Below are 16804 nucleotides of genomic sequence, written 5' to 3' on the forward strand. Positions count from 1 at the left end.
TTAGTTTTAAATAACTTTTATACTTTTTATTTTGTTTATAATAATTAAAAATAAGGAGTAAAAAAATGAAAGTACTAATTGTATTAACTAATATTTCTACCTATGGAAATACTAATAAAAAAACTGGTTTGTGACTAGGAGAAGCTACAGAGTTTATTAGAGAGTTACATCCAAACTTTAAAATTGACTTTGCTAGTCCTAATGGAGGAAAAGTTCCAATAGATCCTAGAAGTATTAAAATGGCTGATAAAAAATCTTTGGAAATTCTAAAATCAGAAAATGACTTTTCAAATTCAATATCACAATCATTATCAATTAAAGATGTTATTAAGAAAAAATATGATCTAATTTATTTTACTGGTGGTCATGGGGTGATGTGAGACTTTTACAATAATCCTGTTATAGAAGAACTTATAAGATTTAACTATGAGAATGGTGCTTATATTAGTAGTGTTTGTCATGGTATTGCTGCATTATTTAATGTAAAAACTTCTAATGGTGAATTTTTAATTCATAAGAAAAAAATCACAGGTTTTACAAAGACTGAAGAAATATTAAGTGGTAAAAGAAGAAAAGTTCCATTTTTAAATGAGCAAGCTGCTAAAAATAACGGTGCAGATTTTATTAAAAAGCGTTTTTTTAAATCTCACGTTGTTGTTGATGGTCATATTGTTACTGGACAAAACCCTTACTCTGTAATTGAACTTGCACAAACAATAAATAAATTACTCATTAAAGATTAAAATATTTTAAAAGTAATTAAATAAAAATATATAAATTAAAAGGAACCATTTATTGGTTCCTTTTAATTTATTGTTTTAATAATTAATAACTAATCCCATATATCTTGTCATACTCAACAATGATTCTCTAATTCCTTGAACTCCTTCACCTGAATCTTTAATTCCTAAGAATGGAAAACTATCAGGTCCCCTAGACGGTTTTGAATTAATATTAACTGTTCCTGTTTTAATTTTTTTAGCGGTTTGGATTGCTTTGGAAATATCTTGGCAAAAAATACTTGCTTGTAAACCAAATTGTGAATTATTAGAAATTTCAATCATTTCTTCTATTGAATCAATTCTTATAATTGGCAAGACAGGTCCAAAAGGTTCTTCTCAAGCAACTTTCATATCTAATGTAACATTGTCAATCAATGTTGGTCACATTAAATTTTTCTTTCTTTTATCACCAGTTACTATTTTTGCTCCTTTTTCTTTTGCATCATCTATTAAAGTTTGAATAAAATCAGCTGATTTTTCATCAATTACAGGCGTAATAAATGCATTGTCTTTTGGCATTCCCACACTTAATGACTCCAATTTTGCTTTTAACAATGGCACTAACTTATCTGCAATTTTATTACTTACTAAAACTCGTTTTACAGCAGTACATCTTTGCCCAGAATAGCCAAAAGCTCCATTAATTATTTCATCACAATATTTATCAAGATTTAAATCATCTAAAACTAAAGCAGGATCTTTTCCACCAAGTTCTAAAACTAAATCAGTGGTACTACCATTTTTTCTAATTTGATTTCCAATTCCCACACTTCCTGTAAAAGAAATCATATCAATTTCAGGATTTGAAGTAATAATATCTCCTATTTCTCTCCCTCTTCCTGTAACAATATTAAAAATCCCTTTGGGTAAATTAGATTCAATAACTAACTTAGATAAGAAAGTTCCTACCAAACTCCCTGCAGTTGCTGGCTTAAATACTACAGTATTTCCCATTACTAATGCTGGGATTATTTTAGCTAATGCTAAATTAAATGGATAATTAAAAGGTGAAATAGCTAAAACTACTCCTTTTGCAACCCTTGAAAATATTCCAATTTTATTTTGTGCACCCATACCTTCACCAGTAAATGCTGAAGGTTCAATTCTTTTAGCTTCTTCAAAAGTATAGTCAATAATTTCAATTGTTCTAACAACTTCTGCTAATGATTCTTTTAAATTTTTTGCAATTTCTTCTGAGATTATTTTAGAAATCTCTTGTTTATTTTGATCAATTAAATCTCTAAATTTCTTTAGAGCATTAATTCTATCTAATAAAGTTTTTTCTTCTCAAGCTTTCTGTGCCTTTCTTGCTACTTTAAAAGCATCATTTATATCTTTAGCACTTAGAGCACTAACTTTACCTGCAACAGTTAAAGTTGCTGGATTGATTATTTCTAATCATTGTCCATTATCAATTAATTTATTATTAATCAATGCATTATATTGTCTCATTTTAAATATCTTTCCTTTTCTAAAGTGAATAAATAATATTCATTAATATTGAACCTGCCACTCCTACATTTAAACTATCAAGTTCCTCATTAGTTTTAATTACTATATTCTTATCAATTCTTTGAGAAACTTCTTTTGATATTCCTTGCCCTTCATTGCCAAGAATTAATGCTACTCTTTTATTCTTAATATTTTCAAGTAAATCACTTTTTTGTTTCAATAAAGTTCCTAAAATTATTATATTCTTTTGCTTTAAATTATCTATGAAATTGTTTAAATCTTCATTTAAAAGATTTAAATTAAAATGATTTGATTGTGTTGCTCTTAAAACTTTGGGATTATAAAAACTAACACAATCATTTGAACAGATAATGTTTTTAAAGTCAAAAGCAAAAGCACTTCTTATAAGTGTTCCTAAATTTCCAGGATCTTGAATGCCATCTAAAATAAGATAATTACCTTTTAATTCTTGATTTTTTTGAATACGACAAACTGCATAAATTCCTTGATTAGTTTTAAGATCACTTAATTTCTTAGAAACATTATCTGAAATTTCAATAACATTATTAAAATTCCTATATTTATCAATTAATTTACTTTCAACTAAAAGTAACTCAACAACTTCTTTTTGAAGTGCTAAATCAACCATTTTAAGGCCTTCAATAATGTATTTTTTTTGTTCTTTTTGAATTTTACTTTCTTTATATGATAAAACCTCTTCAATTAAAGAATTACTTACAGATGTTATTTTCATTTTATTCACTATAGGCAAAACCAATTTGATACAATTTATTTTCTGGTTTTACATAGTCCTTCCCTTTATAATTTGGATTAGCAACAGGATAGCCATAAACTAATGAAGCTTTGCGCGGTGGTTGCAATAATTTTTCTTGAATTGTTGAAAGTGCAGGAATCTTTTCTCCTCTTCTTCTTTTTTCTTTATTTTCCTCCATTAAATCTTCAATATCTTTTACTTTTTCTTGTTTTACTAAAATTCAAATTTTATTCTCTTTGTATCATTTTACAATTTTTTTATATTCATTATAACTAAATTGCTTAGGTTCACTACCAGAATAAAAACGATTAGTATCTTTATTTCAGTCAATAACATGATCTTTTCACATTATTCAACCAGTCTTTCCTTTTGTCATCATTGTTTCAGTTTGTTCTAAAGTTTCATTAAAGTTATGAAAACCATAGCCTGTAAAAGAATTACCTGTTCATAGATTCATATAATTCGTAGATTTAGGATCTCATATTTCTTCAAAACAAGTTGCAACTACTCAATATCTTTTATCAGAACCATTTCGATAAATTTCAAAACCATATTTATTATTTTTTAGAACTACTTCTTTTTGAGTAACTTTAACAACTTTAGCTTTAAATTTGTTTAAAACTAATTGAATCTCTTCTTGAGTTAATTTAATTCTTACTTCTCCACGAGACATCTTTATTCTTGCTTTTGTTTCATTTAATTCCTTATAAGATGTCATTCTTTTGTGAGCAAAAGAATTGAGAATATTTAATTCAGATTTCGGGTCAGGAAAAACAAAATCATTAGTAACTAATTCAGGTTCTAATTCTGTTGTCTGAGTAATTTCATTTTGTTTTTTTAGTTTAGAAATAATACTTGAAGCACTTTTTTTGCTATCTTCTAAACCTTCAATTATAACTTCACTTGATTTTTTTTTTGGTTTATCTGATTCAAACACAAGTTCTTGTGTTGGTTCCTTTGTTGATTTGTGTTCGTTTAAGTCAAGAGTTTGTGTTTTTTCATAAGATGATGGAGTTTTTGTTAAAGAGGGCATTTTTGGGTCATGGGGATCTAAAGGTTGATAATTATATATATTTTTAAAATCTTTATTTGCCATTTTTAATACCTCCTTCTCATTTTCTAAAATTAATATCCACTATCTTGTCTATTAAAATTTATTTCATTTTTTTTATTGTAAATATTGATAATTTCATCAGTTGTTATTTTTAAAATATACATTATTGATAAAAATTCATCTAATAAATGATCATAAGATTCAAGATTAAATTTTTCTTCAAATATTAAAGTCTTTCTATAAACATTAATACTTCATGTATCAATATTGCTAGTCTTTATAATTTTATTATTAAATTTTAAAAAGTCAAAATTTACATCAATTCCCAAACTAATAATAAAGTGTAGACAATCAATTAATTCTTCTAATATTACTGATCTTTCACTTGCTGGTTTATTTGACCAATATTTGAATTCTCTATATTCATTAATAAATTCTGAAACCTCAACAAGAAATGCAATTATTTTCTTTTTAATTATTTTCTTATCAACTACTATCTTTTTTGTATCAATAATATACTTATCTAAAAGTATTTGTTTTTCTTTTAAATAAATTAAATTTTCTTTTGTTAACATTTTTTTCTCTCCTATATAAAATAATTTTAGTTTAAAAAAATGATAGTAGCCTATCATTTTTTATTTTTTTTAAAAACCTGGTTTTTTTAGCAATTTAAACATATTTGCCTTATAGACTTCAACTCCTGGTTGATTAAAAGGATTGATTCCTAATAAATATCCACTCATTGCACATGCTTTCATAAATCAATAAGCTGCATAACCAAACATCTCAGCATCCATCTTATCAAATTCTAATATTATATTAGGAACTTCTCCAGTATTTGCGTGGGCATCAATTACACCTTCAAGCGCGACCTTATTAATTTCATGAAATGTTTTACTTGTTAAATAGTTTAAACCATCTAAATCTTCACTATTTTTTGGAATTTTTAAATCAAGATTTGGTTTTTTAACATCTATTATTGTTTCAAATAATATATTTTTTGTACCCTCTTGAATAAATTGTCCTAATGAATGTAAATCTGTTGAAAAAATGCAACTTGTTGGAAATAAACCTTTACCATCTTTACCCTCTGATTCACCAAATAATTGTTTTCATCATTCTGTAAATGTTTGCATTTGTAATTCATAACCTACTAAAGTTTCTGCTTTATAACCTTTTTGAGTATGCAAAATATATCTTGCTATTGCATACTTATAAGCTTCATTATTAATGTTTTTTGTATCTTGCATAGCTTTTTTAGCTCCCTTAAAGATATCATCAACATTAACTCCTGCTACTAATAAAGGAAAAATACCTACTGGTGTAAATACTGAAAATCTTCCACCGATATCATCTGGGATTGTAAATGTTTCATAGCCTTCTGCTGTTGCAAGTTGTTTTAAAGCACCTTTTGCTTTATCAGTTACTGCAACAATTCTTTCCTTTGCATTTTGCTTACCTTTTAGATCAACTAAAAGCTTTTCAAATACTCTAAAAGCTATTCCAGGTTCTGTTGTAGTTCCTGATTTTGATATATTTACAATTCCAAACTCTTTATCTTTAATATAATCAACTACTTGTTGAGTATATGTAGATGATATAGTATTTCCAATATAGATTAACTCTACTTTATCTTTTGTATACAAACCTCTGATCATTTCATCAGCTGCACGTGCTCCTAAATAACTTCCCCCAATTCCTACAACTAGAAGAATGTCAATTTTATTTCTAAGCTCTTGTGCCACTTTTTTCATTTTACTTAATTCATTTTTATTAAATTCAACTGGTCAATTGTTTCATCCTAAAAATTCACAACCTTCACCAGTTTTATTTTCAATCATATCATGTACTTCTTTAATTTTTGTTTCCCTAAATTTATTAATATCATTTTTAATTTTTGATTCATTCAAATTCACTTTTATCATATTGCTAATACTCTCCTTATTGTTACTTTGATTCTACGCTATTTTTTAAATTATCAAAACCACTTTTTGTTTCTGCTATTTTGGTTTCAGATGATTTTAATAACTGCGGTCTATTTGCTTTGTAACTCAATTTAACTTGTTTTTTGTCTTCTAAATATTCAATAACTTCGACTTCATATGATTCATTAATCACTAAGAACTCGTCGATATTTTTAACAAAAAAATCAGATATTTCAGAAATGTGAATTAGTCCTTTAACTATTTCATTCTCATCTTGAATTTCACAAAAAGCACCGTAGTTAACGATTGCTGTAATCTTCGCTTCTACTTTTTGTCCTTTATTCAACATCCTATTGCTCTCCTTACAAAATAATTATAAACTTAAATTATTGTAGAAATAATAATTTTGAAAAAAATTATTAAAAGAAGGTGATTTTTTGGAAAAAAATAATTTAGAAGAAAAAGTTAAAGCAACACTTGAGCAATTGCGAATGTATATTACGCAAGATGGTGGAGATATGGAATTTGTTGCAATAAAGGATAGACTTGTTTACATCAGACTTAAGGGTAATTGTGTTGGATGTGGCCTTACAGAGTTAACTTTTAAAGAAGGTGTTGAGGGAGTTTTAATTGAAGAATTTCCCTATGATATTGATGGTGTTGAACTTGTAATGTAACTTGAAATAAAATGGACTAGGAGACTTATTTTATGATTTTTTTAACATATGGAATGGAAATAACTAATACTATTTTAACAGCCATTTCAACAGTAACTGTTTTTGCAGCATCTTTGTTAATACCTTTTTTAGTAAAAAAATATAATGATAAAAAACAAAAATTAGATATAGCTGAAAAGGCAATTTTGGATGCCTTTGATAAATATTTTTCAGATGAGTATTCAAAAAATGATTTTGAGTGATATCTAGCAGAAGTAAATGCAATTTTGAAACGTTATGAAATAAATTCTTTTTTATGCACAAATTGTAAAAAGAAATGTAACTCAAAAAAATATATGCTTTGATTTGAAAAAGTAGATAAAACAATTCCTGAAATAAATAATTTTTCATTTAAAACAGGAAGAATGAGTTTTAAAATAGAATTAACTACGTTATTTTGCTATAAATGTACTAAGAAAAAAGTAACAAAAAAAGCATTAACTAATTAAAAATATATTTAAAAAACGCTAGCAATAAGCTAGCGTTTTTTTTAGTTAATATTTTTATTTGTTTTATTTGCACTTAAATTTTTTTGAATTGCTACATATTTAATATTAGACATCTTATTGAAAAAAATTGAAATAAAAACTGTTCCAAAATTACCAGCAAGTGTACCTGCTATAAATATTGGATAACCAACTATTGTTGGGTCAATTTGAGGATAAGGAATTAATGGTAATGTCTCATTAGTTTCAATATTCAATTTTAATAACATACTCATTCTTAAAATAATATAAAATGAATAAATACCTACAAATATTAAATTAAATCAACAATATTTTTTAATAAATAATTTATCTTCAACTTTTTCATTTTGATAAATAAAATAAAATGCTAACACAATAATTGGAGTTAGAATATGCTCAATTATTGATTTGGTTTTACCATATCAAGTATCAAAACCAATAATATCTCCCTTTTGAACTATAAATGTAACATTAAATAATATAAAAATTACTATATTTAAAGTCGTAATTGAAGTATGAGCATTTTTGCCCACCATTCATTTAGCCATACTTTTATTGTGAATGTGAATTCAATTTATTAAACCAAAAAAAGATGTCATAATAGCTACTCATACAGAGAAATAAATTGATTGCTCAATAATAGCAACATCAAAGTTACTTTTTTTCGGATCATAAACTGTTCCACAAATAAGATCTAATAGGACTGCAAAAAGTAATGCTAAAGTACATCATACATAGAAAAAATAGTTAAATCATTTCTTAATTTCGTTTTTTTTAGACATAAATATTTCTCCTCTTGATGACTTCTTAACCTACAGAACCTTCCATATCCATTTTTATTAGCTGATTTAATTCAACTGCATATTCTAAAGGTAATTCCTTTGTAAAGGGTTCTAAGAACCCCATAACAATTATTTCTAAAGCTTCTTGTTCATCAAGTCCTCTACTCATTAGGTAAAATAATTGCTCTTCACTTACTTTCGAAACAGTTGCTTCATGTTCAATTTGAGATTGATTATTATGAACCTTATTTTGAGGAATTGTATCTGAGTGTGATTGATTATCTAAAATTAAAGTATCACATTCTACTCTTGCTTTTGAATTTATAGCTTCAGGACCAATATAGGCAAGCCCTCGATAATTTGCAGTTCCTCCTTGGAAAGTAATAGACTTAGACACAATTTTTGATTTAGTTTCTTTCCCTAAATGAATCATTTTACTTCCAGCATCTTGATAAACACCTTTTTTAGCAACTGCAATTGAAATAGTATCTCCCTGAGCTCTATCTCCTTTTAAAATACAAGATGGATATTTCATATTGACTTTTGAGCCAATATTTCCATCAATTCATTCCATTCTACCATCTTCTTCAACAATACTTCTTTTTGTAACTAAATTTAGAACATTATCACTTCAATTTTGAACTGTTGTATATCTAACACTAGATCTTTTCCCAACAAAAATTTCAACAATAGCTGCATGTAAATTATTTTCAGAATAAACTGGTGCAGTACATCCTTCAATGTAATGTAATTCAGCATCATCTTCTACAATAATTAATGTTCTTTCAAACTGTCCTGAAGATTGATAATTAATTCTGAAATAAGCTTGTAAGGGTTTTTCTAATTTAACTCCTTTTGGGACATAAATAAAAGTTCCCCCAGATCAAACAGCTGCATTTAAAGAAGCATATTTATTGTCATCATTTTTAACTAATTGACCAAAATATTTCTTAAAAATTTCAGGATATTTTCTTAAAGCAGTATCACAATCAGTAAAAAGAACTCCTTGTTTAACTAACTCTTCATTCATTCTTTCATAAACTGGACGTGCATCTCATTGTGCATTAATTCCTGCTAAGAAATTTTTTTCAGCTTCAGGAATTCCAAGACGATCAAAAGTTCTTTTGATATTATCTGGAATATCATCTCAAGATCTTACAGTTTTCCCAGCTCCCTCAGTATAGTAATAATAATCATTAAAATCAATTCAATTTAAATCTGGTCCAAAACTTGGTTGAGATTTTTTTTCAAAAACCTTTAAACTTTCTAATCGATAATCTAACATTCACTGTGGCTCATTTTTGTGTTTTGATATTTCTCTCACAACACTCTCATTTAAACCCTTTTGAACTTTATAAGTTGAAACTTCACCTTCATTAAAACCATATTTATAATCTGATATTTGTTTAATTTCTTCTTCTTGTTTTAATTTTTTCATATCCTTACACCTCCTTGTTTAGAATTCACTTTAAGCCATCTGCTCCTAAAAGAGCACAATTAATTCTATTGCCTTGCTTATTTATTTCTCAAAAAGCTATTAATTCATCTAAAATATCTTCATCATAATCATTGCCCGCTATCATATTAAAATAATTGACAAGTTGCTTTTGAGCATCTTGACGAGTTAAATTTAGTAGTTTTGAGCATAAGATATCAGTTGAAGCAGTTGAAATAGCACAAGCATTGCCTTCAAATCTTGCCTCTACAATTTTTTCACCTTCAATTAATAATTGAACATTAATTTCATCAGCACAAGTTGGTGAATCTTGAAATTTAATAATTGATTTATCATTTTTAATAAGGCCTTTAAAATCTGGTTGCGTATAATGCTCCATAATTATTTGCCTTAATTGAATCTTATCATTTTTATCAAACATTACATAATCCCCCTTTTATAAAATTTCATTAACTCAATTATCACAATCTTTTAAAGCTTCAATGAACTTATCAATATCTTCTTTTGTGTTATAAATTGAAAAACTTGCTCTTATTGTAGAACTGACTTTAAAAAGTTCATTTGCTAATCTTGAGCAGTGCTTTCCAACTCTTACTGAGATATTATATTTTTTATTTAGAAACGCTCCAAAATCTTGAGAATTTACATTTTTTAAATTAAACAAAACAATTGGTTGATCATTTTCAAGATTATAAAATTCAAATTTTGAATGGTCAATTTTCTTGACTTTACTTCTAAAATATTTTTTTAATTCCTCTTCATAAGCAATCATTTTATCTATTTTTAAATCTTCTAGCACATCTAAACAAATATTAAAAGCATAAATTGCTGACAAGTTAAGAGTTCCTGCTTCAAACTTTTCAGGAATTGGTGCTAATTTATAATTATTAATACCAATACTTGTATTATTGCCCCCACCATAAAAAATAGGTTTTAAAAATTCTAAAATTTCTTTTCTTGCTCATAAAATACCCAATCCAAAAGGTCCATAAATTTTATGAGCAGAAAATGCAACACAATCAACATCTAAATCTTTAATACTAATTTTATTTTGTTTTATTGATTGTGCTAAATCCAAAACTATTATTATATTCTTATTTAATTTTCTAATTTCTTTAACTATCTTTTTTACATCATTTAATCCAGCAATTGTATTGGAATTCATTGCAAAAGAAATAACTTTAGTTTTTTTAGTTACTTTATTTTTAATTTTAGAAACATCTATCAAAAAATTTTCATTTAATTCTAAATAATCTAACTTCAATTTTTCCTCTTGGGCTAAAACCATCCAAGGCAATAAATTAGATGAATGCTCCAATTTTGTAACTAAAATTTCATCATTTGCTTTTAAATAATTTCTCATACCAAATGCTAATTGATTTAATGAATGAGTTGTTCCACTTGTAAATATAATTTCATTTTTATCTTCAATACCAATAAATTTGGCTATTTTAATTCTAGTATCATTAAGCATTTCATTAGCTTTATAAGCATTATTAAATAAATTATTGTGGGTATTTGCACCAATTTTTAAATCATAGTCGCTTTGAGCTTGTATAACCTTATCAAATTTAATTGATGTTGCTGCTGAATCAAAGTAAATCTCTTGACTATTATTCTTAAAATATGAAAAATTATCTTTAAAATTCATTAAATCATCCCTTTTAATTGTTGTTTTAAGTAATTTAGCAATTGTTCATCTTCAATTTCTTGAAATACAGGCTCAAAATAACCATTAATAATCAGTTCTTGTGCCTGAGTTTCATTTAAACCTCTTGAAAGCAAGTAAAATATTTGATCTGGGTCAAGCATACCAATTGCATTAGCATGACTTGCTACAATATCATTTTCATCAATTAATAAAACTGGATCAGAATCAGCTTTTGCTTTCTTATCTAGAACTAATAACCTTAATTCCTGGTGTGCTTCTGCTTGATTTGAACCCTTTTTAATATCACTAATACATCTAATAAAGCCCTTTGAGGTATCTTTTAAAACTTCATATGTTCTTATATTTGAATATGAATTTCGAGCTTTATGTACTGAATTTATGATTGAATTTTTTTTAAAGTTTTTATTAATAATTGTGGCATTATAAAACTCCACAGCAGTATTTTCTTCATTTAAATTAATAGTGAAATTATCATTACAATCATAATTTGCAATATTTGATATTTTCAAATTTAAAGAAGAGTTTTTACTTAGATTAAAATTCAAATTAAAGTCTTTTTGACTTTTTTCTTTTGAAGGTAAGAATAAAACAATAATGTTAATTTCAATATTTTCTTTGATATTTAAATTAATTGTTCCAAATGTATTTTCTAATAATATAATTTTACTTTTATTATCTTCAAAATTAAAAGTTTTAGGTAGTTTGTTTCTAAAATCTATATATGATTCATTTAATTTTAAATTAACCATTATTTAGATAGTTCCTTTGCTCATGTATAACCTTCTTTGTTAATTTTTTCAACAATCTCTTTTCCACCACTTTTTATTATTTTTCCTTCAATAATAACGTGTGCATGAGTTGGTTTTACTTTTTTAAAGAATCTATCATAGTGAGAAACAATAACCATTGCATTTCTTGATAAATCAACTTTATTTAAGTTTTTTGAAACAACTTCTAAAGCATCAACATCTAATCCTGAATCAATTTCATCAATTAAACTAAAAATTGGATTTAACATTTTTAATTGTAAAATTTCATTTTTCTTTTTCTCTCCACCACTAAAACCATCATTAACAAATCTTTTTAGCATATTTAAGTCAAAATCTAATTCCTTAGCTCCTTGTTTAATATCTTTAAAGATTTCTTGTAACTTTTTCTTTTCATCACTGTGAGCATTCACTATATATTTTAAAAACTCTAAGTTTGAAACCCCTGGAATAGTTTGCGGATTTTGCATTGCTAAAAATATACCAGCTTTACTTCTTTCATTAACATCCATTTCTAAAATTGATTTTCCATCAACTAAGATATCTCCTGATGTAATTTCATACTTGGGGTGACCCATAATTGCCATTAATAAAGTCGACTTTCCATTACCATTTGGCCCCATTAGAGCATGAATTTCTCCTGAATTAACTGTTAAATTAATTCCTTTTAATATTTCTTTGTCCTCTATACTTACATATAGTTCTTTAATTTCTAATTTGTGCATTTCTAAGCTCCTTGCTTTATTATTATAGTTATTATTATAGTAAAAGTTAAGCGAACTTTAAAAGAGCAAAAAGCAAATATTTAACATTAAATTGCAATTTAATGTTATTTTATGTTATTTTTCATTATAATTATTTTGATACAAACCAAGGAGTGAATGGTGTGAAAAAATTATTAACACTGTTAGGAAGTGTTAGTTTAACAGCAACAACAGCAACAATGGCTGTAGCTTGCGGTACAAACTATGACGTTAAAGACGACGGAAACTCAGTTCTTATTCAATTTTTACAATCAATAGATGGAAAAGCAAAAATTACATCTACTGATATTCTATGAAAGTTAATTAATTCTTCAAATGGTCCAAAAAATAGAGAAAAACTTACTTTAGACTTATTGAAAATGATTAATTTATCTATTCTAGCAAATATAGATTCAGAAGAAAACAAATTTACAATAGATGAAGATAACTTATATACAAATTATGATTTAAAAAACACTTTGAAAGAAAGATGAGCAAATGCTATTTCAAATGTTGATAGACAAATTGCAAATGAAAAAGATGTATATAAAAAAGAACACGGTAAAAAATGAGAAAAAGAATGAAATAAAATGCTTGTTGAAAAATACAGCGTTTATCAAGACGACGTCAAGTCAATGAATAAAGACTTCCTAGAAAACAAATACAAAGCAGATATACTGTTAACAGATTCAAATAATAATGCTTCAAAAACATTATTAGATGTTTTAATTAACACTGATCAAACAGGAGTTACTTGAATTAGCTCAAATGACATTATGAAAAAATATAATGCGCTAAAAAAAGTAGTTGAAGAAAATACAAGCAATGATGCAGCAATTGCTAGTTATTTAAAATCAGATTTAGATCAAATAGCTCAAATTAACAACTCATTAACTGATGTTTCAAAAGATTGAAAAGAAACTAAATTGCATTCAGAATCAACTGATGCAGAATTAGTTGCAGCTGCAAAAGAAGCAATTAAAGTAGATGTACAAGAAATTAAGAATGATACACCAGTTAGCATAAACAATTTCACAATAAGTGATACAAATAACTCAAGAGCAGGTTTCTTAAGTAATTCACAGAAATTTTTCTTAGATCGTTTCTACAATACTCAAGCCCCTCTTGCTATAAGTGAAGTTGTTATTCCATTTTCAGAAAATGGTTCATTCGATGATGGAGTTACAGTAGCAGATTTTAAATCATTAGATGGAAATGATCAAGTAAACACTGAAGAACTGTTAACTCAAATATCATCAGATAATGAAACTGGAGATACATGAAGAAGATGAATGGTTGAAGGAAAAACTGATAAACATCCAAAGGCAACTGTTAAAAACTACGATAAACTTATGACTTTAAGTAATTCAGCAGACTTTACTCAAGATATGAGAGCTGTTGTCTATGACTTTATTCTAGGTGAGAACAAAAATGGAAAACCTTACTCTAAAGGTGATTTAGAATCATTAATTAATGAAATTTCAAGAAACGAAAAAGCAGAGAAATTTTATGTTTATGATGAAGATAAAGGAAGAGTTTATTATGTTGATTCAACTGGGTTACATATAGTTCAAATTGATGGCTACAAATACTTTAAAGATTCTAAGGGAGCTCCAAAAGAAGGACTGCGCCAAGAAGGAATTAAAGAAAGCAAAATTAATGAACATACATTAAATGAATTAAATGAATTTAAAAAGTACAATGCTTTACAAGATAATGAAAAAGTAGCTGCTTTACAAACAAACAAAAGCGAAGCTTACGATAATTTAAATAAAACAATAGTAAATCCCTATTTACATTATTTAACAAATTCTTCAATGTTGAAAGGTATTGCAGGTTCTGCTTCAAGCTTTGATGTTATGTCAGAAGTTAAATCATGAGCACAAGTATCTTCTTCAACAGAAGGTGGAGCTTCACATTGAATGACATCAGTATTTGATTACTTTAAAACAATTTCAAAAGTAAAAGATGATAAAAAAGATTCATTTAAACAAGAAGAATTTATTGATAACTACATTAGTTTCAATGTAAGTGAAGAAAAAAGTCAAGAAGAAGAAGTTATTAAAAAAACTCAATCTTGATTCTACGCTGCAGTTAATTCAAAACAAAGTTTAGCAGCAATTGACCCAGCTATCTTATTTATTGAAGCAAGTGAAAAATGAACAGACGAAATTAAAACAAAAACTGATGCTAGTGGTTATCCAAAGAAACTTTTAAAAAATGATGAGTATAAAGAAGATATTGTTTCAAACACAATTGAATCATTTTGAAAACCAAAAGTTAAAGTAAGTGAAGAAATTCCAAGTAATAGAAATTTAAGCAATGATTTAAGTTCAATTGTATTTGACTATAATTTAGTAATAAAAAACATTGAAAGTTCGTATTTAAATTTCAATAAGGGAGGTATTAAATAATGAAAAGATTATTAGGAATACTTAGTGCAGTGTCATTAACTGTATCTACCCCTTCTCTTGTTGTTGCTTGTGGTACAAAAGAAAGAATAACTAGTCCAAAATTAAATAAAGAACTAGCTAAAAAATTATTAGTACAAATTTCAGGTAATAAAGATCTTGCAAATATTGATTTTGGTTCACTATTTACAGATGCTCAAATTGAAACAGTAATTGTTAACATGGTAAACGAATTATTATCATTACAATACAGTTTTGATTCAACAAACAATATGTTTAGAAATTTAGATTTTAAAGAATTTTATACTTCTGATAAAGAAACAGGAATAGAAGAAGCATTTAAAACTAAATATAGTCTTGAATCAAGAACAATAGCTGAAAATAAATTATTTGAAGATTACACAAAGTCAATTGGTACTACAAGACTTGACTATTGAGCTATAAGAAACAATTATAATTTAAATATTCAAAATAATGAAACAAAAGTAAATGATATCAATAGTGAGCAAATTGAGTTAAGCAATGAAAATCCTTATATTTACATATCTGAAAGTGCTCCAACTGATGAAAATAGTATTTGAAAATTTTCAAATGAACAAGGAAAAGAAGGTCCAATTGGGGGAACAAGTAAACTACCTCAAATTGAAGATTTAACAAAAGAATACCAAGAAAACGGTTCATCAATGTTTTGAGTTAAAAATAATGATGGAGAATTTAAACAAATTAGTGCAAAAACAGCATTGTATTTAAGATTTCAAGATTATTTTGAATCAAAACTGTTAGAAGATATCAATGATAATCTTCTAACAAATTCATATTTAAAATCAACAATGTTTGATACTAAAACATTTGGTGATAATCAAAAGGCACCTTTTATAAATCCATCTTCAGCAATGTTTTCAAAAACACAAACATTAAATGAAACTTCAATTAATGAGTATTGAAAATCAAATGTTAAAATGGTTTGAACTTTAAAATTTGATATTACTAAAGCTGAGGCAATTACTAACATAAATAAAGTAATTAACGATAAAAAAGATCTATTAAATATTAGTAGTGGTGCTTTAATAAAAGGTAAATCAATTAAAGATATTGTTGGTATTTTCAATGGTACTGAAAAACCAATTAAAGATAATAAAACTGCTTATGACTCATACTTTGGATTACAAGGTTTCCAAGGATTAACTATTTATGATGGTGAAAATGCAATTGGAGAAAGTCCAATTGCAGGTAAAGCTTATGAATCTAAAGTTAAATCATGAAATAATGGTCCAGGTATTATAAAATCAAGTTCTGAAAACTTCCTAACTATCGATTCAGAAAATAATAACTATGCAGATTTAGTAATTGTTCTTCCAATCTATATGATTGAATTATTAGGTGGATCTGGTACAGTTGATGGTTCAAATGAAGATGCAAATGAAGATCCAACTTATAAAATTGTTGGTAAAGGAAAAGACGAAGAAAGTAAAATAAAATTCAGTAATACTATCGGAAATGATTCTATTTATAAAGAGAGATGAAATAATAAAAATAACTCAACTCTTCATTCAAAAGATGTAGCTGAATTAGCTCAAAATTCTGAAAAACAAAATGCTTTATTAAACCAAATAATGTATGGAATTTCAAAAGATGCTACTTCAAGTGAATTGGCAAAAACAATCATATATACAAAATACTTAGATAAAGATGATGTATATTATGCAGGACTATGAGATAAAATTGGAACATATATTAAAAGTGAAGATGATAAAGACGAATAAAGTTCAAAATAAACCTACACAAGGTTTATTTTTTTTATA

At 26.3% G+C, this 16804-nt stretch carries 17 protein-coding genes; 5 read left to right on the top strand and 12 right to left on the bottom strand.

Going from position 1 to position 16804, the window contains the following annotated elements:
- The first annotated feature begins 65 nt into the window (after positions 1–65).
- Positions 66–743, top strand: a complete 678-nt coding sequence (locus SCANT_RS04055) for a type 1 glutamine amidotransferase domain-containing protein (RefSeq protein WP_053946445.1) — start codon at positions 66–68, stop codon at positions 741–743.
- Between the two features lie 75 nt (positions 744–818).
- Here the strand turns inward: SCANT_RS04055 and SCANT_RS04060 are convergent, their stop codons facing one another.
- The 6 genes from SCANT_RS04060 to SCANT_RS04085 all read right to left on the bottom strand — a co-directional run bounded on the left by SCANT_RS04060 (position 819) and on the right by SCANT_RS04085 (position 6337).
- Entirely contained in the window at positions 819–2234 is a 1416-nt protein-coding gene (locus SCANT_RS04060) for an NADP-dependent glyceraldehyde-3-phosphate dehydrogenase (protein WP_053946446.1), read from the bottom strand.
- Positions 2235–2253: 19 nt separating this feature from the next.
- Positions 2254–2988 (bottom strand): TrmH family RNA methyltransferase, encoded by a 735-nt coding sequence (locus SCANT_RS04065; RefSeq protein ID WP_053946447.1) that lies wholly within the window; start codon positions 2986–2988, stop codon positions 2254–2256.
- 1 nt (position 2989) lies between these two features.
- Positions 2990–4105: a hypothetical protein gene (locus tag SCANT_RS04070; protein ID WP_053946448.1), complete on the bottom strand. Its 1116-nt coding sequence runs from the start codon at positions 4103–4105 to the stop codon at positions 2990–2992.
- Positions 4106–4134: 29 nt separating this feature from the next.
- Positions 4135–4638: a dUTP diphosphatase gene (locus tag SCANT_RS04075; protein ID WP_053946449.1), complete on the bottom strand. Its 504-nt coding sequence runs from the start codon at positions 4636–4638 to the stop codon at positions 4135–4137.
- A 69-nt stretch (positions 4639–4707) separates the two neighbouring features.
- Positions 4708–5988: a glucose-6-phosphate isomerase gene (locus tag SCANT_RS04080; RefSeq protein WP_053946450.1), complete on the bottom strand. Its 1281-nt coding sequence runs from the start codon at positions 5986–5988 to the stop codon at positions 4708–4710.
- 22 nt (positions 5989–6010) lie between these two features.
- Positions 6011–6337 carry a S1 RNA-binding domain-containing protein gene (locus SCANT_RS04085; RefSeq protein ID WP_053946451.1) on the bottom strand — a complete coding sequence of 109 codons (327 nt, stop codon included), beginning with the start codon at positions 6335–6337 and terminating at the stop codon, positions 6011–6013.
- A gap of 88 nt (positions 6338–6425) precedes the next feature.
- On the opposite strand from SCANT_RS04085, the gene SCANT_RS04090 reads away from it, so the two are divergent.
- Together SCANT_RS04090 and SCANT_RS04095 are read left to right on the top strand one after the other, a co-directional pair.
- Positions 6426–6665, top strand: coding sequence for a NifU family protein (locus SCANT_RS04090; RefSeq protein ID WP_053946452.1), 240 nt, complete (start codon positions 6426–6428; stop codon positions 6663–6665).
- 32 nt (positions 6666–6697) lie between these two features.
- Positions 6698–7153 (top strand): hypothetical protein, encoded by a 456-nt coding sequence (locus SCANT_RS04095; RefSeq protein WP_053946453.1) that lies wholly within the window; start codon positions 6698–6700, stop codon positions 7151–7153.
- 41 nt (positions 7154–7194) lie between these two features.
- Here the strand turns inward: SCANT_RS04095 and SCANT_RS04100 are convergent, their stop codons facing one another.
- From SCANT_RS04100 to sufC, 6 genes are read right to left on the bottom strand one after another with little or no spacing between them, the layout of a single operon-like run.
- Positions 7195–7953, bottom strand: a complete 759-nt coding sequence (locus SCANT_RS04100) for a hypothetical protein (protein ID WP_053946454.1) — start codon at positions 7951–7953, stop codon at positions 7195–7197.
- A gap of 25 nt (positions 7954–7978) precedes the next feature.
- Positions 7979–9391 (bottom strand): Fe-S cluster assembly protein SufB, encoded by a 1413-nt coding sequence (gene sufB, locus SCANT_RS04105; protein ID WP_053946455.1) that lies wholly within the window; start codon positions 9389–9391, stop codon positions 7979–7981.
- Positions 9392–9395: 4 nt separating this feature from the next.
- Entirely contained in the window at positions 9396–9830 is a 435-nt protein-coding gene (locus SCANT_RS04110) for an iron-sulfur cluster assembly scaffold protein (protein ID WP_053946456.1), read from the bottom strand.
- A 15-nt stretch (positions 9831–9845) separates the two neighbouring features.
- Positions 9846–11060, bottom strand: coding sequence for an aminotransferase class V-fold PLP-dependent enzyme (locus SCANT_RS04115; RefSeq protein WP_053946457.1), 1215 nt, complete (start codon positions 11058–11060; stop codon positions 9846–9848).
- Positions 11060–11830, bottom strand: a complete 771-nt coding sequence (locus SCANT_RS04120; RefSeq protein WP_053946458.1) for a SufB/SufD family protein — start codon at positions 11828–11830, stop codon at positions 11060–11062. Before SCANT_RS04120 ends, SCANT_RS04115 begins: the two co-directional genes overlap by 1 nt.
- A complete protein-coding gene (sufC, locus tag SCANT_RS04125; protein ID WP_053946459.1) occupies positions 11830–12573 on the bottom strand; it encodes a Fe-S cluster assembly ATPase SufC in 744 nt (247 codons plus the stop codon). Before sufC ends, SCANT_RS04120 begins: the two co-directional genes overlap by 1 nt.
- A 161-nt stretch (positions 12574–12734) precedes the next feature.
- On the opposite strand from sufC, the gene SCANT_RS04130 reads away from it, so the two are divergent.
- The gene (locus tag SCANT_RS04130; RefSeq protein WP_053946460.1) at positions 12735–15005 is read left to right on the top strand and encodes a lipoprotein; all 2271 of its coding nucleotides are present in this window, start codon (positions 12735–12737) and stop codon (positions 15003–15005) included.
- Positions 15005–16765: a lipoprotein gene (locus SCANT_RS04135; RefSeq protein WP_053946461.1), complete on the top strand. Its 1761-nt coding sequence runs from the start codon at positions 15005–15007 to the stop codon at positions 16763–16765. The genes SCANT_RS04130 and SCANT_RS04135 overlap by 1 nt, the downstream gene beginning before the upstream one ends.
- Positions 16766–16804 lie beyond the last annotated feature (39 nt).

Source organism: Spiroplasma cantharicola, from assembly GCF_001281045.1.
GTDB classification, from domain to species: domain Bacteria; phylum Bacillota_I; class Bacilli_A; order Mycoplasmatales; family Mycoplasmataceae; genus Spiroplasma_A; species Spiroplasma_A cantharicola.